Origin of the sequence: Marivivens marinus (assembly GCF_035969385.1) — a bacterium.
Taxonomy (GTDB): domain Bacteria; phylum Pseudomonadota; class Alphaproteobacteria; order Rhodobacterales; family Rhodobacteraceae; genus SELP01.
In genome coordinates, this window is sequence record NZ_JAYKKJ010000003.1 from 268668 (window position 1) to 292015 (window position 23348).

A 23348-nucleotide genomic window follows, 5' to 3' on the forward strand; every position below is an offset into this window, starting at 1 on the left:
ACCATATCTCGTAGGGGCGGCGTGGTCATAACACCCTCCCTAGAGCAGTCAACGAGCGCTTGGGTGCTGCCTCATACCGAGCGCCAAGACCGGGGGTACGTGCGATGGCATTGTCCGAGAGTTTTCTCGATACAGGCGACATTCATCCGATTGATCTGGTGGAACATATTGCCGAACACCACGACTGGGAGTTCGACAGGCTGGCCTATGACCAGATCGCCATGCAGGTCGAAGGCCAGTGGCGGACCTATTCGCTGACGCTGGCGTGGTCCGACTATGATCAGACCCTGCGCCTGATCTGCACCTTTGAAATGGAACCACCCGAACACCGGACCGCCGCCCTTTACGAGGCGCTGAGCCGGGCCAATGAACATTGCTGGGCCGGGGCCTTTACATGGTGGCCCGACCAAAAGCTGATGGTGTTCCGCTACGGGTTGATCCTTGCGGGCGACCAGATCGCCAGCCCCGAGCAGATCGACACGATGATCGGCGCGGCGGTGATGAGCTGTGAGCGGTTCTACCCGGCCTTCCAACTGGTGACCTGGGCCGAACGGACCCCGGCAGAGTCGATGGACGTCGCCATCGCAGAGGCCTACGGTACCGCCTGATCCGCGCAGGGGCGGCGCGCGATGCCCGCCCCGCCTTGCACCCCTTTCAGCCGCTGGCTAACGTGCCCGCAAAGCGACGCGCGCAAAGGGGATTTCCAATGAACAAGGATGACGTGGCACGCCGGGGCCTTGTGCTTTTGGGCTGTGGCAAGATGGGGTCGGCAATGCTGGCGGGCTGGCTGAAAGGCGGGCTGCCGGCGGCATCGGTCTGGGTGATCGACCCCTACCCCAGCGACTGGGTCACCGCGCAGGGTGTGCATGTGAACGCCGACCTTCCAGCCGATCCGGCGATTGCGCTGATCGCGGTCAAGCCGCAGATGATGGGCGATGCGCTGCCGTCCATGCAGGCGCTTGGCAACGGCACCACCCTGTTTGTGTCGGTCGCCGCCGGGACCCCGATCGCAACCTTCGAAACCGTTCTGGGGGACCGGACCCCGATCATCCGAGCCATGCCCAATACCCCCGCCGCCGTGGGCCGGGGGATCACGGCGATCATCGGCAACGGGATGACGGGTGCGGGCCATCTGGATCTGGCGCAATCGCTGCTGGAGGCGGTGGGACAGGTTGTCCGGTTGGACAGCGAGGACCAGATGGACGCGGTCACCGGGGTGTCCGGGTCCGGCCCGGCCTATGTGTTCCACCTGATCGAAACGCTGGCCGCCGCCGGGGTGGCGCAGGGGCTGTCCCCTGAACTGTCAATGCAGTTGGCCAAGGCCACCGTCGCGGGCGCAGGCGCCCTGGCCGAGGCGGCCGAGGAAGACCCGGCGCAATTGCGTATCAACGTCACCTCGCCCAACGGCACGACACAGGCCGCGCTGGAGGTTCTGATGGATGAGACAGACGGCTTCCCCCCCCTGCTGACCCGCGCGGTCGCGGCGGCCACCAATCGGTCAAAGGAGCTGGCCCGTGGCTGACGCGATCACATTCGACGATTTTCTGAAGGTGGATATCCGGGTGGGCCGTGTCCTGCGGGCCGAGCCCTTTCCCGAGGCGCGCAAGCCCGCGATCAAGATGTGGGTGGATTTCGGGGCCGAGATCGGCGAGCGCAAGACCTCGGCCCAGATCACGGCCCATTACAGCCCGGAGGACCTGATCGGCAAACAGGTGATCGGCGTCGTGAATTTCCCGCCCCGCCAGATCGGCAAATTCATGTCCGAAGTGCTGGTGCTGGGTCTGCATGATGCCGAGGGCGGGGTTGTCCTGCTGTCGCCCGACAAGGAGGTGCCCGAAGGGGCGCGAATGTGCTGATGAAGAAACTGCTGATCACGCGGCGCATCGCCGAACCGGTGCTGGATCAGGCCCGCGACCGGTTTGACGTGACACTGGGCGATGGGGCCCTGACCGAGGATCAGGCGGCGGCCGCATTGACCGCCTACGACGCGATCCTGCCGACATTGGGCGATGCCTTTACCGCGAAGGCGTTTGAGGAAGCGGGGGCAAACCCGCGTTGCAAGATCCTTGGCAACTTCGGGGTCGGCTACAATCATATCGACGCGACGGCAGCTGCCGCCCATGGGGTGATCGTGACCAACACCCCCGACGTGCTGACCGACGCAACCGCCGATATCGGCTGGACCCTGATCCTGTCCACTGCGCGTCGCGCGGGCGAAGGCGAACGGATGCTGCGGGCCGGGCAATGGGGCGGCTTTGGTCCGAAATCCATGCTCGGCACCCATGTCACCGGCAAGGTGCTGGGCGTCGTCGGCATGGGCCGGATCGGGCAGGCCGTGGCCCGGCGTGGTCACTTCGGATTCGGGATGGAGGTGCTGTATTACAACCGGTCCCCCAAAGCGGTCGATTTCCCGGCCCGGCAGGTCGACAGCCTGCATGAGTTGATGGGGACAGCGGATTTCGTCGTGGTGACCGTGCCCGGCGGGGCGGAGACAACCAGACTGATCAACGCGGCAGCATTGGCGGCTATGAAGCCCACGGGGATCTTCGTCAACATTGCGCGGGGCGAAGTGGTGGACGAGGCGGCGCTGATCGAGGTGCTGGAAGCGGGCCGCATCGCGGGCGCAGGGCTGGATGTTTACGAGAAGGAACCACATGTGCCGGAACGGCTGCGGGCGCTGGAAAACTGCGTGCTGCTGCCGCACCTTGGATCGGCCACGGTCGAGACCCGACAGGCCATGGGCCAGATGGCATTGGACAATATTCTTGCCTGGGACGACGGGCGCGATCCGCCGCAGCGGGTGAACTGACGCCCTGACATCAGAGGATTCAGGGGGGGAGGTATTGCGCCGCCAGCGGCGTCGTCTTCCAATGCTTTGCGCCGCCTGCGGCGTCGCCGGAGGGCGCGGGCCTTCGGCCCGCGCAGGGGCTCTGCCCCTCTGGCCCGTGACCGGGCCATTCACCCCGGGATATTTATCAACCCAAAGAAGGGGTTATGTGGCGGGACTGTCGCCCACGGCCTCGCGCCAATGCCTGCGGCAGAGCGAGACATAGCGTTCATTGCCCCCGATCGCGACCTGATCGCCGCCGGTCAGAACCTTGCCCTCCGCGTCCTTGCGCACCACCATTGTCGCCTTTTTCCCACAATGGCAGATGGTCCGCACCTCGCGCATTTCGTCGGCCAGCGCCAGAAGCGCGGCAGAGCCGGGAAAGAGGTTGCCCAGAAAATCGACCCGCAGCCCGTAGCACATGACGGGCACCGAAAGATCGTCGACTGCGCGGGCCAGTTGCCAGACCTGATCGGCCTCTAGAAATTGCGCTTCGTCCACGAAGACGCAGGCGCAAGGGCCTTCAGCCAGCCGCGCGGCGATCTTGGCAAAGAGATCTTCGCCCGGGCCATAGGTGTCCGCCTCGGCCCCGATGCCGATCCGGCTGGCGATCCGGCCCTCCCCCGCCCGGTTGTCGAATTGTGCCGTGAGTAGATAGGTCTGCATTCCCCGTTCAACATAGTTGTGCGAGGCTTGAAGGAGCACGGTCGACTTGCCGGCATTCATGGTGGAGTAGTTGAAGTAGAGCTTTGCCATGCCTCGTCGTAGCCGCAGAGGCCCGCCTGCCGCAAGCCACAAACGGGCGCGGAATAACTGGGCCGGGGCCCCACATGCGCCCACCGCAAGGAGGGCGCAGGATGGGGTTGTGGGGTCCCCGGCCCCCAGCCCCCGAAGAGACTGGAACTCGTTAAGCTTCCCGCCATGCGAGACAGGTTTATCAATGACAAACGCATGTCATACCATTAATGGGAAAAGGTATGGTGGCTTCCCCTGACGCGGGAGGCGAGGAGAGTGGGTGAGTGGATGAGCCGGGCAGTTGGCAGCTATCTGAAGAAACATACCGAAGCACTGGTCAAGGACGTAGGCATCGAAGCGGCCTGCGAACTGACAGGAAAATCCAAGGCCACCCTTGGTCGGTACTATTCCGACGCGGATGAGCATTCCGACCGGTTCATTCCGGTCGACGCGGTCGCAGCGCTGGAGGCGGGGGCCTCTTATCCGCATGTGACCGCCGCGCTTGCAGAGTTGCGCGGCATTACCCTGACCTTCGACAGCGAACACCGCAACTCCGAAGGCGGGATCAATTCGGACGTGATCACCCTGTCACAGCGGTTCGCGATCCTGATGGCGGAATACAACCAGTCCATCGAGGACGGTGTGATTTCGGTGAACGAGGCCAAGCGGCTTTTGCGGGAAACTACGGCCCTTCAGAAAGTGTTGGTCGACATGAAGCTGCACCTCGAGGACGAGGTCACCTGACCTAGGGTTATCCAGACTAGCCGACAGGGGCATTTCTTTGCTAGCGTCGCAACCGGAGGGGGTGCGATGGGTTTTGGCGTACGGACATGTTTGGGCGCGATCAGAGCACTGGCGACTGCCGCCATTCTTTGCCAGCCTGCCGTCGGACGTGCCTGCGATATCGAGATCGAGGTCCGGTTCACCAATCTGAACAACGCGACCGAAGCGATGGACGTCCATGCAATCGTTCGCGACGATGACGGAGTCCACAGACTTTCGGACCTGCCGATACGACTAACCAGGCAGTCGGGTCTGCTGCGCGGAGATGTCTTTCCCAAGGATCAATCTTTTACCCTGGAAGACATCGAGTTGGTCGATGACGGGGCGATCTACCTTGCATTCATTTCGACCCGTGCTGGCGGGGCCCGGCTTCAGGCCAATGGGTTGCACCGGATCGACATGGACCAACTGGAATGCTTTGGCGTCGATGTTCCTTTGCGGGTCCGGATGGAAGCCTCCGGCACGTTGACGCTCAATCATGTCTCGGAACTGCAAAAGGAACGCACGCTTTTGGCCGATGTGGATAACCTCGGCTGGCGTCTGCAATTGTTGTCAGAAGTCCTCGCAACTGAACCCGGCTTTGACCCGGACACCTTCCCGCGTATCCGCAACATTCTTCGAGAAAGCGACATCCTGTTCGATCTGGGGTCACAGAACGACCGGGAGCAGCTTCTGAAGACCCTCTACGACCTCGTTTGGCGTCCCTATCCGGGCGAGCCAAGGCTGAGCCTGACGCTACGGGATGGGTACCGAGAGCTTCTGACCCGTTTGCTCGGTTCTGACCATCGGCGCCTGATCGTTCGCAGCGATCTGACGGTCGAGGACTATGCGCTGGAAGAACTGTCGCGGCTGGTGCGCAGCTATGAAGATGGCGGTGTCTTGCGATCGGCGGCGATCCTGCGCGATCTCGCGGGGCAGCTGGACCTACGGCAAACGCCAGACCCCGGCCAGCGCAGCGAAATCGCCCGCAGTTGCTTGTCGTTTTCCCGTGTTGCGCTGCGCCTGATGCGCGAAACGACCCTGCCGACCCGACAGGAGGCCGATGCCGTGGTCCGCGCCCTTGCCCATACCGTCGACTGCACGCAGCACTATTTCGACCTGTTCCACCAGGGCAACCCCGTGGATCTTGCCGGCGGGGTCGGATGGTTGAACGCTGATCAAGGGTTGGGCCAGAATTTCCGCTACGATTTCCGGTTGACCATGTCCTGCATGCGACCGGGGATCATCAACGCCCTGCGTGAACCTGAAGTGTCGCGGGTTGCCTATTACCTCGACCACGTCGAGGAAGACGTTGGACCCTGCACGGGTCGCAAATTTGCCAGCCTGAACGGGAGATAGTCGAATGGCCAGACCACATAGCCGCGCCGAGTTTTCGCGCAACCTTGCCCTGTTTTCGGTTCTTGCCCATTTGGCAGTAATTGCAGTTATTGTTTTTTTCCTCGTCTCCCGGGGAGATCCGTTTTTCCTCGATCTTCTGTTGATCGTCGTGCCGGTGACAGCGGCCTATTTCCTTGCCGCGCTGACCTGGCTTTCGGTGGATGACGGCCGGTCGGACAGGCGCAAGATCAGCCCGCAGGCCCGGATCGCCATCGGTGCCGTTGTCCTTGCCGTATTTGCGGTTCTCTTGGCGGTGCCGATCGCGAAATCCACTGGTGACCTTGCCGCCGAAACCGCAAAGCTGACGGTGGGAGGCGTGGAAACCGTGTTTGGGGCCGCACTGGCCATGATCGCCAAAGAGTTCTTTGGCGCACGGATTGCAGGCAGCAAACCTCAGGGCGGATGATCACGCCCGTTCGACGATCACCGATCCGACGGAATAGCCCGCTCCGAAGGAACAGATCAGTCCCCGGTCGCCGGGGGCAAGGTCGCCGGAATGCAGGGCAAAGGCGATGATCGACCCGGCCGAGGATGTATTGGCGTAGTCCTGCAGGATATTGGGCTGTTCGCCCGGTTCTGGCGTCCGGCAAAGCACCTTCTTCCCGATATAGTCGTTCATGGTCTTGTTGGCCTGATGCAGCCACAACCGTTTCAGGCTGTCCGTTGTCACCCCTTCGTCCGCCATGTGGCCCGCGATATGCGCCGATACCATCGGCAGCACCTCTTTGAACACCTTGCGGCCTTCCTGCATGAACTGCATGTCGCGCCGGTCTTCCATCTGGTCATGGGCGCGGCGCAGGAACCCGTTGTTGTTGCGGATGTTGTTGGAAAACTGGGTCGCGCAGCGGGTGGACAGAATGCGGTAGCGTGGACTGCTCAGCCCCTCGTCCCTTTCCAGCAGAACCGCCGTCGCCACGTCGCCAAAGATGAAATGGCAATCCCTGTCCCGCCATTCGAGGTGGCCCGAGCAAATCTCGGGGTTCACGACCAGGGCCCGGCGGATGCTGCCCGCGCGGATCATGTCGGCGGCGGTCTGGATGCCGAAGGTGGCCGACGAACAGGCCACATTCATGTCAAAAGCGAAGCCGCTGGTCCCCAGCAGCGATTGGATTTCCACCGCGATGGCCGGATAGGCCCGTTCGTGGTTCGACGCCGCGCAGATGACCGCGTCCACCGCGCCCGGATCGACCCCGGCCATGTCCAGCGCCTTGCGGCAAGCATCCACCCCCATCTCGGCCATGATCGACGGGGCGTCGTCCGGTCGGGCGTCAAGGCGCGGGCACATCCTGTCAGGGTCCAGCACGCCTGCCTTGTCCATCACATGCCGACGTTCGATGCCGGAGGCGTTGAAGATGAACTCGGCCGAGGATTGGGGTTTCGCCGCCACCTCGCCCGCCGCGATGGCATCGGCATTGGCGGCGTTGAACCGGTCCGCATAGGCGTTGAAGGCCGCGACCAGTTCATCGTTGGTGATAACCTCGGGCGGGGTGAACAGCCCCGACCCGGTGATGGCAACGCTGTGCATCCGCAGCCCCCTTTTTGACCCAGCGGAAGGGTGAGCGCCCGCCGGACCAAAGGCAAGCCTGACGGAACGTCAGAAACGTCCCGGATTCGCCTGATTTACCGACCCCGGCCGCGCATCGCCCCATTGCGCCGCGCCGCAGCGCCGCTATAGTGCCGCTTCCTTTCAGACGGGGGCGAATATGGCGCAGGTCAAGGTCGGGATCATCATGGGCAGCCAGTCGGACTGGGCCACGATGAAGGAGGCCGCAACCATTCTGGACGAATTGGGCGTGGCCTATGAGACCAAGATAGTCTCGGCGCACCGCACCCCGGACCGGCTGTGGACCTATGGGAAAGAGGCCGCGAGCCGTGGCCTTCAGGTGATCATCGCCGGGGCTGGCGGGGCGGCCCACCTGCCCGGGATGATGGCGTCGAAGACCCGTATCCCGGTGATCGGCGTGCCGGTGCAGACCCGCGCCCTGTCCGGTGTCGACAGTCTCTATTCCATCGTGCAGATGCCCAAGGGGTTCCCGGTTGCCACCATGGCGATCGGCGCGGCCGGGGCCGCCAACGCGGGCCTCATGGCCGCTGGTATCCTTGCCCTGCAGGACCCCGCCCTTGCCGACAGGCTGGACGCCTGGCGCGATGCCCTGTCCGCCTCTATCCCAGATGAGCCTTCCGATGACTGATATGCTGTCCCCCGGTGCGACCATTGGTATTCTCGGCGGCGGCCAGCTTGGCCGGATGTTGTCCGTCGCGGCCTCGCGGCTGGGGTTCAAGACCCATATTTTTGAGCCCGGCACCAACCCGCCCGCTGGTCAGGTGGCCGATGCGGTAACAACCGCAGCTTACGAGGACGAGGCGGCACTGCGGTCCTTTGCGGGTGCTGTCGATGTCATCACCTACGAGTTCGAGAATATCCCGACCTCGGCGCTGGACCTGCTGGAAGCGCTGAAACCGATCCGCCCCAACCGCAAGGCGCTTGCCGTCAGCCAGGACCGGCTGGTGGAAAAAGCGTTCCTGACTGATCTGGGGCTTCAGACCGCCCCCTTTGCCGCCGTGGACGATGCCCAGGACATGGCAGAGGCGATTGCCGAGATCGGCGCCCCGGCGATCCTGAAGACCCGCCGTTTCGGCTATGACGGCAAGGGGCAAGCGCGGATCAGGTCGGCAGAGGATGGCCCTAGCGCGCTGGACGCGATGGCCGGTGCCCCGTCAATCTTTGAGGGGTTTGTCGATTTCAGCCACGAGGTCTCGGTGATCGGCGCGCGTGGTCTGGACGGGGCGGTTGCCTGTTTCGATCCCGGCGAAAATGTCCACCGCGACGGCATCCTGCACACCACCACCGTCCCTGCCCGCCTGTCACCGTCGCAGCGGACCGACGCAGTTCTGATCGCCGCAAAGATCCTGAACGCGTTGGACTACGTTGGCGTCATGGGGGTGGAGTTGTTCGTGACGCCCGCGGGGCTGATCGTGAACGAGATTGCGCCGCGCGTGCACAATTCCGGCCACTGGACCCAGAACGGATGTGCCATCGACCAGTTCGAACAGCACATTCGCGCGGTTGCGGGCTGGCCCCTTGGCAACGGCAGCCGCCATTCCAACGTGGTGATGGAAAACCTGATTGGCGCGGACGTGGACCGTATCCCAGAAATCGCAAAGACAGATGCGGCCATCCATCTTTATGGCAAGGCAGAGGCCAAGCCGGGCCGCAAGATGGGGCACGTCAACCGGGTGACCGGCCCCGCGTCCTAACTATCGTCCTCACCAAAAATCACCCCGGTCAGTGTCAGGCTGCGGTCAAACCGCCCGCTGTCCAGAAAGGCGATGACCTGCGCCATGACCAGTGGGTTGTTCATCATGAAGGTATGGGTGACCGGCAGGACGATATGGTCGCGCATCCCGTCCATCCGGGTCGAGGCGACCGAGACCTTGCCGTCGTCCGGCCCCTCGATCAGACTGGAATAGATGGGGTTCAGGGATTGGTTTCCGGCGATGATCCCCACCTCGTAGCTTGGCAGGGCAAGGGAATTGGGCAGGCTGGTCTCGGCGGTGCCCAGTTGCAGCCCGGCCGGGCCGTTGACCCATTGGAACGGCTCGAAATCCCCGAACATGTCCACCAGTTCCGACCCGTGGTTCGGCGGCCCCATCATCACCACACGGCCCATTTTCGCGGGCCGGTGTTTGGTCAGCCAGGCCCTGACCAGGATGCCGCCCATCGAATGGGTGACAAAGTTCACGGTCCGGTCGCCACAGGCCTCGACATCATGGGGCAAGGCAATATCGACAAGGGTCTGGATGGTCTGTTCCGTGGATGGGTAGCCCGAGTTGACAACGAAATACCCTTCGCGTTCCAGCACCAGCTCCATCGGCGCAAGCGAGAAATCCGACCGGGCCAGCCCATGCAGAAGAACCACGCAATCCGTATCCGGCGACGGCGCCGCACGTAGCGGCGTTGCGGATAGGGCCAACAGGGCAAAAAGGGCGACAAGTCGTTTCATGGGGTCAAAGATAAGAGCTGCCCAGACCGGTTATAAGGTGAGGTCATCCTGACCTTGCGTCAGTATGCCAGAACCGGCAATTTGGCGCCATGGCACAGCCGCCCCGCCCCATCCGGATCGCCACCCGCGCGATTATCATGCACGACAATCGGTTGCTGATCGTGAATGCATGGAAGGGCCGCACGCATCTGTGGTGTGCACCCGGCGGCGGGGCCGAACCGCATCAAAGCCTGCCCGAGAATCTCGCCCGCGAGGTGATGGAGGAATGCGGGTTGGAGGTGGCCGTTGGCACCCCATGTCTGGTGAACGAATTCCACGATCCGGACGGCCCATTTCATCAGGTCGATATCTATTTCCGATGCCGCATCATCAGCGGGGATCTGACCGGCGACTGGACCGACCCGGAAGGGGTGGTGACACACCGCCGTTGGGTCACGCGGGAGGATCTGTCGCGACTTCGGTGCAAACCCGACAGCCTTGCCGCCGTCGCATGGAAAGACCCCGGCGCACCCGCCTATGACCCGCTAGAGTCGATCCAGAGATGACATCAGTCTTTGTTCACAGGGCTAGGCAGCCCTAAGGTGCAAGGCTACTGTGGCCTTGGACGCAACCAGAGTGAGAGTAGATAAATCATATGTTCAAAAGATATTTTGCCGCTGCCGCCATTGCCTTGACCGTCGCGGGCGCAAGTCATGCGCAGCAGGGGCAGAGCCTTGGGGCCGTTCCCGTGGACGAAGGATTCATCATTGACGAACTGGAAACCCGTGGCGGTCTTCCCCGGATCACCATCGCCCTCGCTGCCCTGCCCTATGAAGGAAAGATCGCGATTTGCGCCGCTGTTTCGTCTCGCCGCACACCGACCCTGCGGCAAATCATGCGGGCGATGGATGTCAGCTCTGGCACAAGGACGATCCAGCGTGGGCTGCATTTTGCAGCGCAATACCCCGAGCATCAGAACCTTATGGGCCAGCCGGCGAACTGCGTTCTGACGAATGCGCCTGCTGTTGAAAATCCGGACTTGGGCCTGTCTATGTCGCGGACGCGGTTCTAGAACGTCGCCAAGATCGGCAGACCACGAAAAAGGGGCGGCGCCGTATGGTGCCGCCCCAATTCTTTTCAAGGCGCAAATCGCCCCTAGCCGTCCAGCCCCAGCGCCACGAACCGAGGGTCGCCGCCCCGACGGATCAGCAAGAGGATCGATTTCCGCCCGGCCTCGCGGGCTTCGTCAATCCGCGCTTCAAGGTCTTCGACGCTTGCAACCGGCTGCTGACCCGCTTCGGTGATCAGGTCGCCCGGGACAAGCCCCTTGGATTCCGCATCCGATCCGGGCGCGACTTCGGTGATGACCAGCCCGTCGGACAGGGTCAGGCTGAACTGATCGGCAAGATCGGGGGTGATTTCCGACAGGGTCAGCCCAAGAACCTGCGCCAGTTCCGGTTCGGCCGGTTCCTCGGCGGGGAAGGCCGCGGCCTCGGCAGTTTCGCGGCGACCAAGGGTCACGGCAAGCGTCACCGGTTCGCCATCGCGCAGCACGATCACCTCGACCGTCTTGCCCACGGGCGAATTGCCGACGATGCGGACCAGTTCGCGGGTATCTTCAATCTCGATCCCGTCGAAAGACGTGATGACATCACCCGCTTCGACACCACCATCCATGGCCGGGCCTTCGGGCACGTCGGACACCATCGCGCCGCGCGCCACGTCCAGCCCATCAATCGCCTCGACCATGTCCTCGGTCACGTCCTGAATGCGGACGCCCAGCCAGCCGCGCCGGGTTTCCCCGTATTCCTTCAGCTGATCGACAACATTGGTGACCACGTTCGACGCCATAGAAAAGCCGATCCCGATAGACCCACCGTTGGGTGACAGGATGGCGGTATTCACGCCGATCACCTCACCATCAAGATTGAACAGCGGTCCGCCAGAGTTGCCCCGGTTGATCGCCGCGTCGGTCTGGATGTAATCGTCATAGGTTCCCGACAGTTCCCGGTTGCGGGCCGATACGATCCCGGCCGAAACCGAGAACCCCTGGCCGAGCGGGTTGCCCATGGCCATGACCCAATCGCCCACGCGGGCGGTGTCGCTGTCGCCGAAGGGCACAAAATCCAGCCCCTGCGCGTCGACCTTCAACAGGGCGATATCGGTGTTCGGGTCGGTGCCTACCAATTCGGCAGGAAGTTCGTCACCCGAGAAGAATTCGATCAGGATTTCATCCGCGCCTTCGATGACGTGATTGTTGGTCACGATGAACCCGTCGGCGGAGATCACGAAGCCGGAGCCGAGCGCCGAGGACCGGCGCGGGCCATTGTTGCCGCGATCCTGGAAGTCGCGGAAGAAATCCTCGAACGGGGATCCTTCGGGCACGACGCCCTGCGGGCCGGTGTTGCCCGCCACAACGGTCGAGGTGGTGATATTGACCACTGCCGGGCTGACCTGTTCGGCCAGATCGGCAAAGCTTGCCGGCCGGTCCTGTGCCCCGATGGGCAGGGCTTGCGCCAACGCAAGGGCCAGACCAAGGACCAGTGCGGTCACGCCCGCACGAAGTTTCCCCTCGTCCCGACGGGTCAGGGAAATTGCTTTGCTCGTCACGATGGACCTCCTTGTTTTCTTTGCCGTCACCGGTGGAAACCGGTGACCCTCCGGGGCTGAATGTCATCCTAAGGCGCGCCGGGTTCAACGCAATCCCGGATCGCATTCCGTCACTTGCGCGTGAAGCCGCCGGTCAGGCGCCCAGCCCCTTTGCGATCCAGACCAGGACCACGCCCAACGCCAGCGCGCCCAGCCCGAAGGCCCGCCGCTGATCCAATGGCATCCGCCGCATTGCGTCCAGTAAATCTTCGATGATGGAGGGGGCGATCGCATAGATCAGCCCCTCCACCACGAAGACAAGGCCCAGCGCCAGTAGCGCGGTGGCCAACGCCTCTGCCATCAGTTGGCCGAGGCGTCCGCGTCGGCACCGCTGTCCGACTTCAGGTAGTTGAAGAATTCATTGTCCGGGGTCAGCACCAAAGAGGTGGACCCGGGTCGCAGCGAATTCTGATAGGCGGTCATCGAGCGGTAGAACTCAAAGAATTCCGGGTCTTCGCCAAACGCCTCGGCAAAGATGCGGTTCCGCTCGGCGTCGGCCTCACCACGGATGATTTCCGCCTGACGGGTCGCGTCGGAAACCCGTTCCACCACGGTCCGGTCGGCCTGTGCACGGATACGCTGCGCGGCTTCACGGCCACGGGCGCGTTCGTCTTCGGCCTCGCGTTCCCGTTCGGCCACCATCCGGCGGAACGTCGCTTCAAGGTTCGCTGGCGGCAGATCGGTCCGCTTCAGGCGGACGTCGATCACCGACAGACCAAGCGCGTTGGCTTCGGCAATCGCGGCGTTACGGATGCGCAGCATCAGCGCGGCCCGGTCCGTCGACAGGATGTCATTGGAGCTGACCGAACCAAGCACCTCTCGCGTCGCGGCACGCAGGATCGAGTCGAGGCGGCGGCTGGCGACAAAGATCGCCTGATCGCCCCCGGCACCAGTGGCCTGACGGAACTGTTCCACGTCGTTGATCCGGAACCGCGCGAAGGCGTCCACGATCAGGCGGCGATCGTCCAGCGGCGTGACTTCCAGCGGGTCCATGTCGATGGACAGGATACGGTCATCGTATTTGACAACCTGCTGGAAGATCGGGATGCGGAACCCGATGCCCGGATCGTCCTCGACCCGGACAATCTGTCCGAATTGCAGGACCAACACCTTTTCGCGTTCATCCACGATGAAGATCGAGGCGAGGCCAGCGGCCACAAGCGCCACGAAAGCGGGCAGAAGCAAAGCAGTCTTGCGCATCAGTTCGACCCTCCCGTGGTGGTGCTTCGGCGAATTTCATTCAGGGGCAGGTAGGGGACGACACCATTGCCGCCATCCCCCGCACCTTCATCCAGAAGGATGATGTCGACGCCACCCAGAACCTGTTCCATCGTTTCAAGATACAGGCGTTTGCGGGTCACTTCGGGCGCGTTGCGGTATTCGGCCAGAACGGCGCTGAACCGGCTGGCTTCACCGCTGGCTTCGTTGACGACCTGCGCACGGTAGGCCTCGGCCTCTTCCAGAAGCTGGGCGGATTGACCGCGTGCTTCTGCCAGAACCCGGTTGGCATAGGCATCTGCACGGTTCTGAAGCTGGTCGCGTTCCTGTTCCGCATCTTGCACGTCGCGGAAGGCATCCAGCGGCGAGGTGCGGCGCTGGTTTCCGTCGATGTCGGTGACCGCGACCTCGGTCGAGGGCGGTTCGGCGGCGTTCAGGTTCACACGAACGATGTTGACGCCACTGTCATAGCTGTCGAGCGTGGACTGGATCAGGTCCTTCAGACGGTCGGCAATCGCGCCCCGGTCCCGGTTCAGGATCGGCGCCATTTCCGACTGGGCAATGATTTCGCGCATGGCGGATTCCGCCACCGCTTCGATCGTGGACGCGGGATCGGCAAGGTTGAACTTGAACCCCCGCAGGTCCGAGATGTTCCAGACCACTTCAAAATCGATGTCGACGATGTTTTCGTCCCCGGTCAGCATCAGCCCGGCATCTAGGCCCGACGCGGCCGTGCCGATGGCGATGTTGCGTTCGGTGGTCACCGCTTCGACTTCGGCGGTCACGACCGGCCAGGGGGCAAAGTTCAGGCCCGGTTCGCCGGTCGACATGTATTCGCCAAGGAACAGGTTGATCGACCGTTCTTCCGGCTTGACCGTGTACAAGGAGGCAAATAGCCAAAGAACCACAGCGCCAATGGCGCCAAGGCCGATGGTGCCCTTCGTCAGAAGGGGGCCGGACGGGCCGCCGCTTCCGCCGGCACCGCCCGGACCACGGCCACCGCCGCCACCGCCCATCAGAACGCGAAGCTGTTCGCGCCCCTTGTTCATCAGATCGTCAAGTTCGGGGATCTGCGGTTCGTTCGGGCGCTGCGGGCCCCGGTTCCGGTCATCGCCATTGCCGTTGTTGCCGCCATCGCCGCCGCGCGGGCCACGGTTTCCGCCGCCGCCCCAGGGGCCGCCGTTGTTTCCAGCCATCGGTTACCTTTGGTCCTTCCTGTTTCCAATCGCCGGCGACGCGGTCAGGCCGCACACCGGGTTGTCCTTCAACTTGTGCGTTCAGCGCAGAAAATCAAGCGCTGCGCACCGGTTCCTTCATTGTCACCAGTTCTTCCGAGATGGTCGGGTGCACTGCCACGGTTCGATCAAAGTCCTCTTTCGTGGCGCCCATCTTGACCGCGATACCAACCATCTGGATCAACTCGCCCGCGTGATCCGCGACGATATGACAGCCCAAAACCTTGCGGGTGGCCTTGCTGACGATCAGTTTCATCATCACCCGATCCGACCGGCCCGCAAAGGAATGGTTCATCGGCTTGAACGAGGTGCAATAGACCTCGATCGGTTCGATCTCGCGGGCGTCTTCCTCGGACAGGCCAACGGTGCCGAATTCGGGCTGGGTAAAGACGGCCGAGGGGATCAGATCGTGATCGACCGGCGTCGGATTGCCCTTGAACACGGTTTCGACGAACGCCATGCCTTCGCGGATCGCCACCGGGGTCAGGTTGACCCTGTTGGTCACATCGCCCACCGCATAGATCGACGGCACCGCGGTCTGGGAATAGTCGTCGACGGCGATTTCACCCCGGCGGCCGATCTTCACCCCGGCCTCTTCCAACCCGATCCCGTCGGTATTGGGGACCCGGCCGGTTGCAAACATGACCTGCCCATAGGTCGCCTCGGACCCGTTCGATCCCTTGACCCGGATGCCACCGTCAACCTGCTCCATCGACAGGATGTTGGTGCCGCAATGCAGGTCGACGCCGCGCTCGCGCATCTGGTCAGCGATCAGCCCGCGCGCTTCACCATCAAAGCCACGCAGGATCTGCGCCCCCCGGTAGAACTGCGTCACCTTCACGCCCAACCCGTTCAGGATACCCGCGAATTCGCAGGCGATATAGCCCCCGCCGACGATCAAGATGCTGTCGGGCAGTTGGTCCAGCTTGAAGATCTCGTTCGAGGTGATGCCCAGTTCCGCTCCCGGCATGTCCGGGAGCACGGGGCGGCCGCCAGTGGCGACAAGGATATGTTTGGCGGTCTTGGTCTCTCCGGTCGACAGGGTCACGGTGTGCGGGTCGGCCAGCGCGGCGCGGGCGTCAAACACGGTCACGCCGGACCCGTCCAGCAACCGCCGATAGACCCCTTCCAGCCGGTCAAGTTCAGAATCCAGCTTGCCCCGGAACGTGGTCCAGTTGAACGACCCGTCCTGCACGTCCCAGCCATAAGCGCGCGCGTCCGACATGGCTTCGTGAAATTCGCTGGCGAAGACCATCAGTTTTTTCGGGACGCAGCCCCGGATCACGCAGGTGCCGCCCATCCGGTATTCTTCGGCCAGCGCGACCTTTGCGCCTGTGGCTGCTGCCACCCGTGCCGCCCGGACCCCGCCGGACCCGCCACCGATGACGAAAAGATCAAAATCGAATGCCATTGCCTGTCCTTCCAATTTCTGTGCCGCCTACTTGGGTCGCGGCGTCGGCGGGGGCAAGCCCGGGCGGGCCGGGAACACGCAAATGCGAAGTCCCACCCTGTCCCGCCGGTTGTCAGTCCCCCAGATCGGAAAACAGGTTGTCGTCGTCCAGAAAGTCGAATTTTTCCTTCTCGACCGATCCTTCGTTGATGTCGCGCACTTCCACGCGGCCATCGCCATAGCCGATCACCACCGCGTCGCAGATGTCGATGAACAGCCCGTTTTCGACCACGCCGGGGATCTGGTTCAGCACAAGGCTGAGCTGCCGGGCGTTGCCGATGCGGTTCAGATGCAGGTCAAGGATGTGGTTGCCTTCGTCGGTGATGAAGGGCGCGTCGCCATTCATCCGCAGGCTGGTGGTACGGCCCAGCACATCCATGCCGATCAGCACCTCTTCGACCAGCGTCTTGGTGGTCTGCCAGCCGAAGGGGATCACCTCGAGCGGAAGCGGGAAGGCCCCCAGCGTTTCAACCTGCTTGGTGGCATCGGTGATCACGACCATCTGGTCACTGGCGGTCGCGACGATCTTTTCCTGAAGATGGGCCCCGCCGCCGCCCTTGATCAGGTTCAGGTTCGGGTCAAACTCGTCCGCCCCGTCGATGGTCACGTCCAGCCACTTCGCCTCGTCCAGCGAGATCACCTCGATCCCGACCTGCCGGGCCAGTTCGGCGGTGCGCGACGACGTCGGCACCCCCTTGATCTTCAGCCCTTCGTTCTGAACCATGTCGCCCAGGCAGCGGACCAGCCACGCGGCGGTGGACCCGGTCCCCAGCCCCACCTTCATGCCACTTTCGACATATTGGGTCGCCCGTTTGGCGGCGACGAATTTGGCCTTGTCGATCGGGGACAGTTCGGATGGCATGGGGCAGCTCCATGGGCAATGCGGGATTCCCAACGCTTATAGGCAAACCAGCCCCCGGGGGCGAGGGGGCATTGCCCCGAATTATCGGCTTTGCAGCAGCATCTTGCGGGCGGTTTCCCGGATCGCGCGGGTCAGGGGCGCAAGCGCGGGCGCCGACAGGCGGCTGACCTGCCAATAAAGCGGGGTTTCCATCGTCTCGGGCGCGATGGCGACCAGCCGCCCCGCGGCGATATCTTCGGCCACCAGCGGTTCGGGGTTCATGCCCCAGCCCAGCCCCAGTATCGCCGCACGGCGGAAATCGTGGCTGGAGGCGATCCGGTGCGCGGGCAAGGCCACCCGCTGTCCCGCGACCTTTGTCACCCAGTCCTGCTGCAACCGGTCCTTCAACGAGAAGACCAGCGCCGGGGCCTGCCCCAGCGCCGTGGCCGTCGCGCCCTTGGGGAACCAGCGGGCGGCAAAACCGGGGCTTGCGGTCGCGATGTAGGACAGGGTGCCAAGCGGGGTGCTGTCGCAGCCCTGCACCGGGGTCGCCCGCGCCGTGACCGCCGCCGCCACCTCAGCCTTGCGCAGCCAGATGTCGGAATGGTCCTGATCGTCAATCTCAAGTTCGAACAGCATGTCGGGCACGCGGGCAATGGCGGGCAGGAACCAGGTGGCAAGGCTATCGGCGTTCACCGCGATCCGCACCGTGGGCCGGGGGCTGGCGGGCGTGCCAAGATCACGGGCCAGCCCCTGCTCCATCAGCGCCACATCGTCCAGATGGCGCAGCAGCCGCGCGCCGGTGGGCGTCGCGGCGCAGGGCTGCCCCCGCAGCACCAGCGTCGCCCCCATCCGGTCCTCCAGCCCCTTGATCCGCTGCGACACAGCCGAGGGCGTCACCCCAAGCTGCGCCGCCGCCCGGCCGAACGATCCGGTACGCAGAACGGCGGCAAGGGCGAACAGTGCATCGTAGTCCAGCATGTCTATTAAGTCTCACTAATGAACCCACAGATCAATTCATTTCACTTATTTTCGGCCACTGGCTATCCCCTCCAAGACCGCAACAGGAGCCTCAAATGCTCGGTACCTTCTTCACAGGCTTTGGCCTGTCGTTTTCCCTGATCATGGCCATCGGGGCGCAAAACGCCTTTGTCCTGAAAATGGGGCTGCGGCGAGCGCATGTCTTGCCGCTGGTGCTGACCTGCGCGTTGTCTGACGCAGTTCTGATCTCGGTCGGGGTCTGGGGCTTCGCGGGGTTGGCCGATGTGTTGCCGGGGTTGGCCCCGGTCATGCGCTGGCTGGGGGCCGGTTTCCTGATCGTCTATGGTGCGCTGTCGTTCCGGGCGGCGCTCCGTGGCGGCGCGGCGCTAGACCCTACGGCGGACCGGGGATTGAGCCTTGGGGCGGCGGTGCTGACCTGCCTCGCCTTCACATGGCTCAACCCGCACGTCTATCTTGATACGGTGGTCTTGCTTGGGTCCATCGCACAGGGGTTCCCGGGGCAGGAACGGGCCTTTGGGGCCGGGGCCATCGCCGCGTCTTTCGTGTTCTTCTTCATGCTGGGCTATGGTGCGCGGCTTCTCGCACCGCTGTTCGCGCGGCCCTTGGCGTGGCGCGTGCTCGACGTGGTGATCGGCTGTGTCATGTGGTCCATCGCCGCCGGGCTGATCCTGAAGGGATAGGGCCCTTGCGCCCCCCGCCCTCCCGTGCGCCTATGGCGCCATGACAACAGGCGTGAAACAGGACCGGCCGCTGGCCGGGGTATTCTGGATGGTGGTGACGGGGCTGAACTTCGTCGCTGTCACCGCGCTTGTGAAACATGTGGGCGATGACGTGCCCGCGGCCGAGGCCGCCTTTCTGCGCTATGCCCTTGGCATCGTCTTCCTGATCCCGATGATCTGCCCGATCCTTGCCGCCCGGCTGACCCGGCGCCAATTGGGCCTGTTCGCCGCGCGCGGCGTAGCCCATACGCTGGCGGTGATCCTGTGGTTCTTCGCGATGGCCCGCATCCCGATTGCCGAAGTGACGGCGCTCAACTACCTCAACCCGGTTTATGTCACCCTTGGGGCCGCGCTGTTCATGGGGGAAAAACTGCCGCCCCGCAGGTTGGCCGCCGTGCTGATCGCGCTCTGCGGGGCGCTTCTGATCCTGCGGCCCGGCGCGCGCGAGTTGGAGCCGGGGCATATCGCCATGCTGGCTACCGCAGCACTATTCGCCGTCGGCTACATGCTGGCCAAGCAGCTGTCCGGAGAGGTGAAACCGGCGGTCGTGGTGGGGATGTTATCGGTCACGGTGACAATCGGGCTTGCGCCCTTTGCCGCGGCGGTCTGGGTGACGCCGACGCTGGAACAATGCCTCTGGCTGTTCGGCGTCGCCTGTTTCGCCACCGCCGGGCATTACACCATGACGCTGGCCTTTGCCGCCGCACCGCTGACCGTGACGCAGCCGGTGACCTTCCTGCAGCTGGTCTGGGCGGTGGCGCTTGGGGCCGTGGTTTTCGAAGAGGCCGTGGACGGCTGGGTCGTCGCCGGTGGGCTGGTCATCGTCGGATCGGTCAGCTTCATCACATGGCGCGAGGCACGGGCGAAACGGCGGATCACCCCGGCCCCGGCGGAAACGAAGGTCTGATCCCTTCTTTGGGTAAGAAATATCCCGGGGTGAATGGCCCGGAACGGGCCAGAGGGGCAGAGCCCCTGCCGCGCGGGCCGCAGGCCCGCGCCCCCCGGCGACGCCGAAGGCGGCGCAAAACCTCATCGCCAATGAAAAAGCCCGGCAAATCTGGCCGGGCTTTTCAAGAGCCTCACGACTGATTGTCAGGAGTTGGCGAACTGTTCCATGACCTCGTCCGAGGCTTCCATGTTGGTGGTGACGCGCTGCACGTCGTCGTCGTCTTCCAGCACCTCGACCAACCGCATCAGCTTTTGAACCCCTTCAAGGTCCAGTTCGGCGGTGGTTGTGGCTTTCCAAACCAGCTTGGTCGATTCCGACTCGCCTAGGGTGGCTTCCAGCGCGGTGGAGACTTCGTTCAGGTCGGTATCGGCGCAATAGATAACGTGGCCGTCTTCATCGCTTTCCACGTCCTCGGCCCCGGCTTCGATCGCGGCCATCATCACCGTGTCCGCATCGCCGACAGAGGCCGGGTAGACCACTTCGCCCTTGCGATCGAACATGAAACCAACCGACCCGGTTTCCCCAAGGTTGCCGCCGTGCTTGCCAAAGGTCGACCGCACGACCGAGGCGGTCCGGTTGCGGTTGTCGGTCATCGCCTCGACGATGACGGCGACGCCGCCCGGGCCATAGCCTTCGTAGCGGATTTCTTCGTAATCATCGCCCTCGCCGCCCTGCGATTTCTTGATCGCGCGTTCGATCACGTCCTTTGGCACCGATTGCGACTTGGCTTCCTTCACCGCAAGACGCAGGCGGGGGTTCTTGTCCGGGTCCGGGTCGCCCATCTTTGCCGCCACGGTGATTTCCTTGGCAAGCTTGGAGAAAAGCTTGGACCGGGCGGCGTCCTGCCGCCCCTTGCGGTGCTGAATATTCGCCCATTTGGAATGGCCGGCCATGGGTCGTCCTCGTCATCTGAATTGGATCAGCGCGTCTATAGGGCAGCGCGGGGCAAAATGGCAATCCCCAGAGACGAACCGCGACCGCAACGGGCCGTTTCGCAAGGCCGCTTCCCCGCTGCACGCTGCCAAAGTGCCGTTTTTGCGCGATCCATGCTGTATCATGGACCCTAGAGTCGGGGCGACTCGCCCTTAGCGCGACATCGGATTCCACATTTCAGCGGAGGTCAGGATGATCATCTACCCCACAATCGAACTGCAAAAGGGCCGCTGCGTCAGCCTGCACCGCGGACGGCTGGAAGAGCCGCAAATCTGGCACGTGAACCCGGTTGACCGGGCCCGCAGCTTTGCCGCTGCCGGGGCCAGTTGGATGCATCTGACCGATTTCGACGCGGTCGCCGGCACTTCCGAGACCAACGCTGAGCTGGTGCAGGAAATCATCCGCGCCGCCGGGATTCCGGTGCAATACGGTGGCGGCGTGAAGTCGATGGACCAGATCGCCCATTGGGCCGAGGCCGGCGCGGGCCGGATCGTGATCAGCTCTGCCGCCGTCACCCAAGCGCAGCTGGTCAAAGAGGCGGCCCATGCCTATCCCGACCAGATCGTCGTCGCGGTCGATGTCTACAAGGGCAAGGTCATGTCGGGTGGCTGGCGCGAAAGCACGGCCTTCGCCCCCGAGGATTTCATCCGTCAGTTCGACCGTGACCCGCTCGCCGCGATGATCGTCACCGACATTGATGCCGATATTGAGGAAAGCGATGCTTCGCTTGCCATGATCACCCGGGCGGCAGAACTGGCCAGCGCGCCGGTGATCGCGCGCGGCACCATCCGGTCCTTGGATGACATCAGCCGCCTGAAATACGTCCCCCACGTGTCGGGCACGATCATTGGCCGTGCACTGTTCGACCGGTCCGTCGATCTGGGCGAGGCATTGGCCGTCGCCGGTGCGGGCAAGGAAGCGACTGCGCCCTTCGTCTGATGGGGGTGCGACTTAGTCAGAGGGCCGCCCCGACCGGGCGGCCTTTTTCGTTCAGGCGATGATATCAGGCAAAAGCCGGTCTTCGATCCGGGCAATCTTGTCCTTCAGCGCCAGCTTCTGCTTTTTCAGGCGCCGAATCGTCAGCAGATCACCGGTGCCCCGCTCTTCCAGCGCATGAATCGCTTCGTCCAGATCGCGATGCTGCTGCTTGAAGATCTCCAGTTCGACCCGAAGCACCTCAAGCTGTTCCATTTTCGCTGATTTGTTCATCGGTTGGCCCGAACCTGTTTCCTGCACCCCAAGATAAGGGCTGGCAGGCGTTTCGCCTAGTCCTTCCTCTTGCGCAGGGGCCGCGCGCTGCCCATATTTCCAGTCAGGCCGCCGCAATCGGGGCCATCCGGACATCGGTCGCTTTGACAAAGGACATGTCGCATGACGAAACTGACCCTTGGAACGCATCCGTTCCTTCTTGGATTTGAACAGCTTGAACGGCTGGTCGAACGGACCGCCAAATCGGGCAACGACGGCTATCCCCCCTATAACATCGAACAGACCTCGGACCGGTCCTACCGGATCACCCTTGCGGTCGCCGGGTTTGCCGAAACCGATCTGTCGATCACCGTCGAGGACAACCAGCTTGTCATTCGGGGCCGCCAGTCGGACGACAGCGAGGGCCGCATCTTTCTGCACCGCGGAATTGCCGCGCGGCAGTTCCAGCGGTCCTTTGTGCTGGCCGATGGCGTGGACGTAGGCGAAGCGATCATGGAAAACGGCCTGCTGCATGTCGACTTGAACCGCCGGGTGCCCGACGCGGTGGTTCAGACCATCAAGATCCGGAAAGGGGGCGCGAAATGAACACGAAATTCGATCTGAGCACCGTTGGCCAGGGGATCGTTTATGTCCGCCCGGTCGCCGTGGACGACCTGCCCGCCGAGGTTCAGGCTCAGGCAGAGGCCGGGGGGCTGAAACAGCTGTTTGCCGTGCACAACGCCGATGGTGACCGGCTGGCCCTTGTCGCGGACAGGGCCATGGCTTTTGTCCTTGCCCGACAGCACGACATGACCCCGGTCACCGTGCATTAGGAAGAAGACAAACCATAGACGGGTCCTTCCCATCGGCATAAAGTTTCGACGGAACCGGCGCGTTCCTGCGTTTGGTCAGTGAAACAATGTGCTTGGGAAGGGCAACATCATGGCAACCCCGGAAAAATACAGCCGCCTGCAAATCATCCTTCATTGGGCCATTGCCGCCCTTATGGTTGTCAGCTTCATCACCCACGAAGCGATGGGCGAGGCATGGGACGCGGTTGAAGATGGCGGCGTTGCGGTGATCGAAGGGGGCGCCCGCATTCACCAATTGGTCGGCATCACGATCTTTGTGCTGGCCGTTGTGCGGATCATCCTTCGGCTGACCAAAGGTGCCCCTGCCCCGGTCCCTGCACCGAAACTTCAGGACCTCGCCGCCAAGATCACGCATATCGGCCTGTATGTCGTGATCTTCGCCCTGCCGATCACCGGGATGATGGCCGTGGGCGCCGGGATCGAGGCGGCAGCCGAATTCCACGAACCGCTGTTCCAGCTCGGGATGGTCCTGATCCTGCTGCACATCGGTGCGGCGCTTTATCACCAGTTCATCGTCAAGGATAACCTTATGGCGCGGATGCGCTGACACCCATTCATGAAACGACGAACGCCGCCCCGAAGGGCGG

General features: G+C 63.3%; 29 protein-coding genes. 17 read left to right on the top strand and 12 right to left on the bottom strand.

The features are described from left to right. Positions 1 to 104: 104 nt before the first annotated feature. The 4 genes from U3648_RS06075 to U3648_RS06090 all read left to right on the top strand — a co-directional run bounded on the left by U3648_RS06075 (position 105) and on the right by U3648_RS06090 (position 2809). Complete coding sequence (locus U3648_RS06075; RefSeq protein ID WP_129683116.1) at positions 105 to 608, top strand: type III secretion system chaperone family protein; 504 nt, start codon at positions 105 to 107, stop codon at positions 606 to 608. Between the two features lie 98 nt (positions 609 to 706). Beyond that, on the top strand, positions 707 to 1522 hold the full coding sequence (gene proC / locus U3648_RS06080) for a pyrroline-5-carboxylate reductase (RefSeq protein WP_420858350.1): 816 nt from the start codon (positions 707 to 709) through the stop codon (positions 1520 to 1522). Beyond that, positions 1515 to 1856 carry a tRNA-binding protein gene (locus U3648_RS06085; protein ID WP_420858351.1) on the top strand — a complete coding sequence of 114 codons (342 nt, stop codon included), beginning with the start codon at positions 1515 to 1517 and terminating at the stop codon, positions 1854 to 1856. The genes proC and U3648_RS06085 overlap by 8 nt, the downstream gene beginning before the upstream one ends. After that, positions 1856 to 2809, top strand: coding sequence for a 2-hydroxyacid dehydrogenase (locus tag U3648_RS06090; RefSeq protein ID WP_420858352.1), 954 nt, complete (start codon positions 1856 to 1858; stop codon positions 2807 to 2809). Before U3648_RS06085 ends, U3648_RS06090 begins: the two co-directional genes overlap by 1 nt. Positions 2810 to 2992: 183 nt before the next feature. On the opposite strand, the gene U3648_RS06095 is transcribed toward U3648_RS06090, so the two are convergent. Then, positions 2993 to 3583, bottom strand: coding sequence for a thymidine kinase (locus U3648_RS06095; RefSeq protein ID WP_420858353.1), 591 nt, complete (start codon positions 3581 to 3583; stop codon positions 2993 to 2995). Between the two features lie 267 nt (positions 3584 to 3850). On the opposite strand from U3648_RS06095, the gene U3648_RS06100 reads away from it, so the two are divergent. The 3 genes from U3648_RS06100 to U3648_RS06110 all read left to right on the top strand — a co-directional run bounded on the left by U3648_RS06100 (position 3851) and on the right by U3648_RS06110 (position 6128). Further along, entirely contained in the window at positions 3851 to 4306 is a 456-nt protein-coding gene (locus U3648_RS06100; RefSeq protein WP_420858354.1) for a hypothetical protein, read from the top strand. Between the two features lie 66 nt (positions 4307 to 4372). Next, positions 4373 to 5683, top strand: a complete 1311-nt coding sequence (locus tag U3648_RS06105; protein WP_420858355.1) for a hypothetical protein — start codon at positions 4373 to 4375, stop codon at positions 5681 to 5683. A 4-nt stretch (positions 5684 to 5687) separates the two neighbouring features. Beyond that, positions 5688 to 6128, top strand: coding sequence for a hypothetical protein (locus tag U3648_RS06110; protein ID WP_420858356.1), 441 nt, complete (start codon positions 5688 to 5690; stop codon positions 6126 to 6128). Here U3648_RS06110 and U3648_RS06115 read toward each other — a convergent pair whose 3' ends face one another. Then, entirely contained in the window at positions 6129 to 7247 is a 1119-nt protein-coding gene (locus U3648_RS06115; RefSeq protein WP_420858357.1) for a beta-ketoacyl-ACP synthase III, read from the bottom strand. It abuts the gene before it with no gap. A 178-nt stretch (positions 7248 to 7425) separates the two neighbouring features. On the opposite strand from U3648_RS06115, the gene purE reads away from it, so the two are divergent. Next, positions 7426 to 7914 carry a 5-(carboxyamino)imidazole ribonucleotide mutase gene (gene purE / locus U3648_RS06120; protein WP_420858358.1) on the top strand — a complete coding sequence of 163 codons (489 nt, stop codon included), beginning with the start codon at positions 7426 to 7428 and terminating at the stop codon, positions 7912 to 7914. Next, positions 7907 to 8980, top strand: a complete 1074-nt coding sequence (locus U3648_RS06125) for a 5-(carboxyamino)imidazole ribonucleotide synthase (RefSeq protein ID WP_420858359.1) — start codon at positions 7907 to 7909, stop codon at positions 8978 to 8980. The genes purE and U3648_RS06125 overlap by 8 nt, the downstream gene beginning before the upstream one ends. On the opposite strand, the gene U3648_RS06130 is transcribed toward U3648_RS06125, so the two are convergent. Further along, positions 8977 to 9726 carry an alpha/beta fold hydrolase gene (locus tag U3648_RS06130; protein ID WP_420858360.1) on the bottom strand — a complete coding sequence of 250 codons (750 nt, stop codon included), beginning with the start codon at positions 9724 to 9726 and terminating at the stop codon, positions 8977 to 8979. The two genes, U3648_RS06125 and U3648_RS06130, sit on opposite strands and share 4 nt — an antisense overlap. An 89-nt stretch (positions 9727 to 9815) precedes the next feature. Here U3648_RS06130 and U3648_RS06135 point away from each other — a divergent pair, with 89 nt between their 5' ends. Then, a complete protein-coding gene (locus U3648_RS06135; RefSeq protein WP_420858361.1) occupies positions 9816 to 10271 on the top strand; it encodes an NUDIX domain-containing protein in 456 nt (151 codons plus the stop codon). Positions 10272 to 10360: 89 nt separating this feature from the next. Beyond that, complete coding sequence (locus tag U3648_RS06140; protein ID WP_420858362.1) at positions 10361 to 10777, top strand: hypothetical protein; 417 nt, start codon at positions 10361 to 10363, stop codon at positions 10775 to 10777. Positions 10778 to 10860: 83 nt separating this feature from the next. Here the strand turns inward: U3648_RS06140 and U3648_RS06145 are convergent, their stop codons facing one another. The 7 genes from U3648_RS06145 to U3648_RS06175 form a co-directional block, all read right to left on the bottom strand. After that, the gene (locus tag U3648_RS06145; RefSeq protein WP_420858363.1) at positions 10861 to 12315 is read right to left on the bottom strand and encodes a Do family serine endopeptidase; all 1455 of its coding nucleotides are present in this window, start codon (positions 12313 to 12315) and stop codon (positions 10861 to 10863) included. Positions 12316 to 12448: 133 nt separating this feature from the next. Then, entirely contained in the window at positions 12449 to 12655 is a 207-nt protein-coding gene (locus U3648_RS06150; protein WP_420858364.1) for a DUF2065 domain-containing protein, read from the bottom strand. Beyond that, positions 12655 to 13554, bottom strand: a complete 900-nt coding sequence (hflC, locus tag U3648_RS06155) for a protease modulator HflC (RefSeq protein ID WP_420858365.1) — start codon at positions 13552 to 13554, stop codon at positions 12655 to 12657. The genes U3648_RS06150 and hflC overlap by 1 nt, the downstream gene beginning before the upstream one ends. After that, positions 13554 to 14768: an FtsH protease activity modulator HflK gene (hflK, locus tag U3648_RS06160; RefSeq protein ID WP_420858366.1), complete on the bottom strand. Its 1215-nt coding sequence runs from the start codon at positions 14766 to 14768 to the stop codon at positions 13554 to 13556. Before hflK ends, hflC begins: the two co-directional genes overlap by 1 nt. A gap of 94 nt (positions 14769 to 14862) precedes the next feature. Next, on the bottom strand, positions 14863 to 16218 hold the full coding sequence (gor, locus tag U3648_RS06165) for a glutathione-disulfide reductase (protein WP_420858367.1): 1356 nt from the start codon (positions 16216 to 16218) through the stop codon (positions 14863 to 14865). A 112-nt stretch (positions 16219 to 16330) separates the two neighbouring features. Then, a complete protein-coding gene (rpiA, locus tag U3648_RS06170; protein ID WP_129683089.1) occupies positions 16331 to 17119 on the bottom strand; it encodes a ribose-5-phosphate isomerase RpiA in 789 nt (262 codons plus the stop codon). A gap of 81 nt (positions 17120 to 17200) precedes the next feature. After that, entirely contained in the window at positions 17201 to 18079 is an 879-nt protein-coding gene (locus U3648_RS06175) for a LysR family transcriptional regulator ArgP (RefSeq protein ID WP_420858368.1), read from the bottom strand. A gap of 95 nt (positions 18080 to 18174) precedes the next feature. On the opposite strand from U3648_RS06175, the gene U3648_RS06180 reads away from it, so the two are divergent. Both U3648_RS06180 and U3648_RS06185 read left to right on the top strand, forming a co-directional pair. Then, the gene (locus U3648_RS06180; protein WP_420858369.1) at positions 18175 to 18780 is read left to right on the top strand and encodes a LysE/ArgO family amino acid transporter; all 606 of its coding nucleotides are present in this window, start codon (positions 18175 to 18177) and stop codon (positions 18778 to 18780) included. Positions 18781 to 18820: 40 nt separating this feature from the next. After that, the gene (locus U3648_RS06185; RefSeq protein ID WP_420858370.1) at positions 18821 to 19726 is read left to right on the top strand and encodes a DMT family transporter; all 906 of its coding nucleotides are present in this window, start codon (positions 18821 to 18823) and stop codon (positions 19724 to 19726) included. A gap of 185 nt (positions 19727 to 19911) precedes the next feature. Here U3648_RS06185 and U3648_RS06190 read toward each other — a convergent pair whose 3' ends face one another. Further along, positions 19912 to 20661: a YebC/PmpR family DNA-binding transcriptional regulator gene (locus U3648_RS06190; protein ID WP_420858371.1), complete on the bottom strand. Its 750-nt coding sequence runs from the start codon at positions 20659 to 20661 to the stop codon at positions 19912 to 19914. Between the two features lie 232 nt (positions 20662 to 20893). Between U3648_RS06190 and U3648_RS06195 the strand changes: the two genes are divergently transcribed. Next, positions 20894 to 21640, top strand: coding sequence for a 1-(5-phosphoribosyl)-5-[(5-phosphoribosylamino)methylideneamino]imidazole-4-carboxamide isomerase (locus tag U3648_RS06195; RefSeq protein ID WP_420858372.1), 747 nt, complete (start codon positions 20894 to 20896; stop codon positions 21638 to 21640). A 51-nt stretch (positions 21641 to 21691) separates the two neighbouring features. Here U3648_RS06195 and U3648_RS06200 read toward each other — a convergent pair whose 3' ends face one another. Beyond that, complete coding sequence (locus U3648_RS06200) at positions 21692 to 21910, bottom strand: YdcH family protein (protein WP_420858373.1); 219 nt, start codon at positions 21908 to 21910, stop codon at positions 21692 to 21694. A gap of 162 nt (positions 21911 to 22072) precedes the next feature. Here U3648_RS06200 and U3648_RS06205 point away from each other — a divergent pair, with 162 nt between their 5' ends. The 3 genes from U3648_RS06205 to U3648_RS06215 all read left to right on the top strand — a co-directional run bounded on the left by U3648_RS06205 (position 22073) and on the right by U3648_RS06215 (position 23308). Continuing rightward, a complete protein-coding gene (locus U3648_RS06205) occupies positions 22073 to 22495 on the top strand; it encodes an Hsp20 family protein (RefSeq protein ID WP_420858375.1) in 423 nt (140 codons plus the stop codon). Beyond that, positions 22492 to 22722, top strand: coding sequence for a DUF1150 family protein (locus U3648_RS06210; protein ID WP_420858376.1), 231 nt, complete (start codon positions 22492 to 22494; stop codon positions 22720 to 22722). Before U3648_RS06205 ends, U3648_RS06210 begins: the two co-directional genes overlap by 4 nt. 109 nt (positions 22723 to 22831) lie before the next feature. Continuing rightward, positions 22832 to 23308, top strand: a complete 477-nt coding sequence (locus U3648_RS06215; RefSeq protein WP_420858377.1) for a cytochrome b — start codon at positions 22832 to 22834, stop codon at positions 23306 to 23308. Positions 23309 to 23348 lie beyond the last annotated feature (40 nt).

Excerpts from the sequence above, each read along its gene's own strand:
- U3648_RS06185 (WP_420858370.1), top strand. The coding sequence starts at position 18,821 with ATGACAACAGGCGTGAAACAGGACCGGCCGCTGGCCGGGGTATTCTGG.
- U3648_RS06105 (WP_420858355.1), top strand. The coding sequence starts at position 4,373 with ATGGGTTTTGGCGTACGGACATGTTTGGGCGCGATCAGAGCACTGGCG.
- hflK (WP_420858366.1), bottom strand. The coding sequence starts at position 14,768 with ATGGCTGGAAACAACGGCGGCCCCTGGGGCGGCGGCGGAAACCGTGGC.
- purE (WP_420858358.1), top strand. The coding sequence starts at position 7,426 with ATGGCGCAGGTCAAGGTCGGGATCATCATGGGCAGCCAGTCGGACTGG.
- U3648_RS06190 (WP_420858371.1), bottom strand. The coding sequence starts at position 20,661 with ATGGCCGGCCATTCCAAATGGGCGAATATTCAGCACCGCAAGGGGCGG.
- U3648_RS06135 (WP_420858361.1), top strand. The coding sequence starts at position 9,816 with ATGGCACAGCCGCCCCGCCCCATCCGGATCGCCACCCGCGCGATTATC.
- U3648_RS06195 (WP_420858372.1), top strand. The coding sequence starts at position 20,894 with ATGATCATCTACCCCACAATCGAACTGCAAAAGGGCCGCTGCGTCAGC.
- U3648_RS06150 (WP_420858364.1), bottom strand. The coding sequence starts at position 12,655 with ATGGCAGAGGCGTTGGCCACCGCGCTACTGGCGCTGGGCCTTGTCTTC.
- U3648_RS06115 (WP_420858357.1), bottom strand. The coding sequence starts at position 7,247 with ATGCACAGCGTTGCCATCACCGGGTCGGGGCTGTTCACCCCGCCCGAG.
- gor (WP_420858367.1), bottom strand. The coding sequence starts at position 16,218 with ATGGCATTCGATTTTGATCTTTTCGTCATCGGTGGCGGGTCCGGCGGG.
- U3648_RS06180 (WP_420858369.1), top strand. The coding sequence starts at position 18,175 with ATGCTCGGTACCTTCTTCACAGGCTTTGGCCTGTCGTTTTCCCTGATC.
- U3648_RS06210 (WP_420858376.1), top strand. The coding sequence starts at position 22,492 with ATGAACACGAAATTCGATCTGAGCACCGTTGGCCAGGGGATCGTTTAT.
- U3648_RS06095 (WP_420858353.1), bottom strand. The coding sequence starts at position 3,583 with ATGGCAAAGCTCTACTTCAACTACTCCACCATGAATGCCGGCAAGTCG.
- U3648_RS06205 (WP_420858375.1), top strand. The coding sequence starts at position 22,073 with ATGACGAAACTGACCCTTGGAACGCATCCGTTCCTTCTTGGATTTGAA.
- U3648_RS06100 (WP_420858354.1), top strand. The coding sequence starts at position 3,851 with ATGAGCCGGGCAGTTGGCAGCTATCTGAAGAAACATACCGAAGCACTG.
- U3648_RS06215 (WP_420858377.1), top strand. The coding sequence starts at position 22,832 with ATGGCAACCCCGGAAAAATACAGCCGCCTGCAAATCATCCTTCATTGG.
- U3648_RS06175 (WP_420858368.1), bottom strand. The coding sequence starts at position 18,079 with ATGCTGGACTACGATGCACTGTTCGCCCTTGCCGCCGTTCTGCGTACC.
- proC (WP_420858350.1), top strand. The coding sequence starts at position 707 with ATGAACAAGGATGACGTGGCACGCCGGGGCCTTGTGCTTTTGGGCTGT.
- U3648_RS06140 (WP_420858362.1), top strand. The coding sequence starts at position 10,361 with ATGTTCAAAAGATATTTTGCCGCTGCCGCCATTGCCTTGACCGTCGCG.
- U3648_RS06075 (WP_129683116.1), top strand. The coding sequence starts at position 105 with ATGGCATTGTCCGAGAGTTTTCTCGATACAGGCGACATTCATCCGATT.
- U3648_RS06130 (WP_420858360.1), bottom strand. The coding sequence starts at position 9,726 with ATGAAACGACTTGTCGCCCTTTTTGCCCTGTTGGCCCTATCCGCAACG.
- U3648_RS06110 (WP_420858356.1), top strand. The coding sequence starts at position 5,688 with ATGGCCAGACCACATAGCCGCGCCGAGTTTTCGCGCAACCTTGCCCTG.
- U3648_RS06125 (WP_420858359.1), top strand. The coding sequence starts at position 7,907 with ATGACTGATATGCTGTCCCCCGGTGCGACCATTGGTATTCTCGGCGGC.
- hflC (WP_420858365.1), bottom strand. The coding sequence starts at position 13,554 with ATGCGCAAGACTGCTTTGCTTCTGCCCGCTTTCGTGGCGCTTGTGGCC.
- U3648_RS06090 (WP_420858352.1), top strand. The coding sequence starts at position 1,856 with ATGAAGAAACTGCTGATCACGCGGCGCATCGCCGAACCGGTGCTGGAT.
- rpiA (WP_129683089.1), bottom strand. The coding sequence starts at position 17,119 with ATGCCATCCGAACTGTCCCCGATCGACAAGGCCAAATTCGTCGCCGCC.
- U3648_RS06200 (WP_420858373.1), bottom strand. The coding sequence starts at position 21,910 with ATGAACAAATCAGCGAAAATGGAACAGCTTGAGGTGCTTCGGGTCGAA.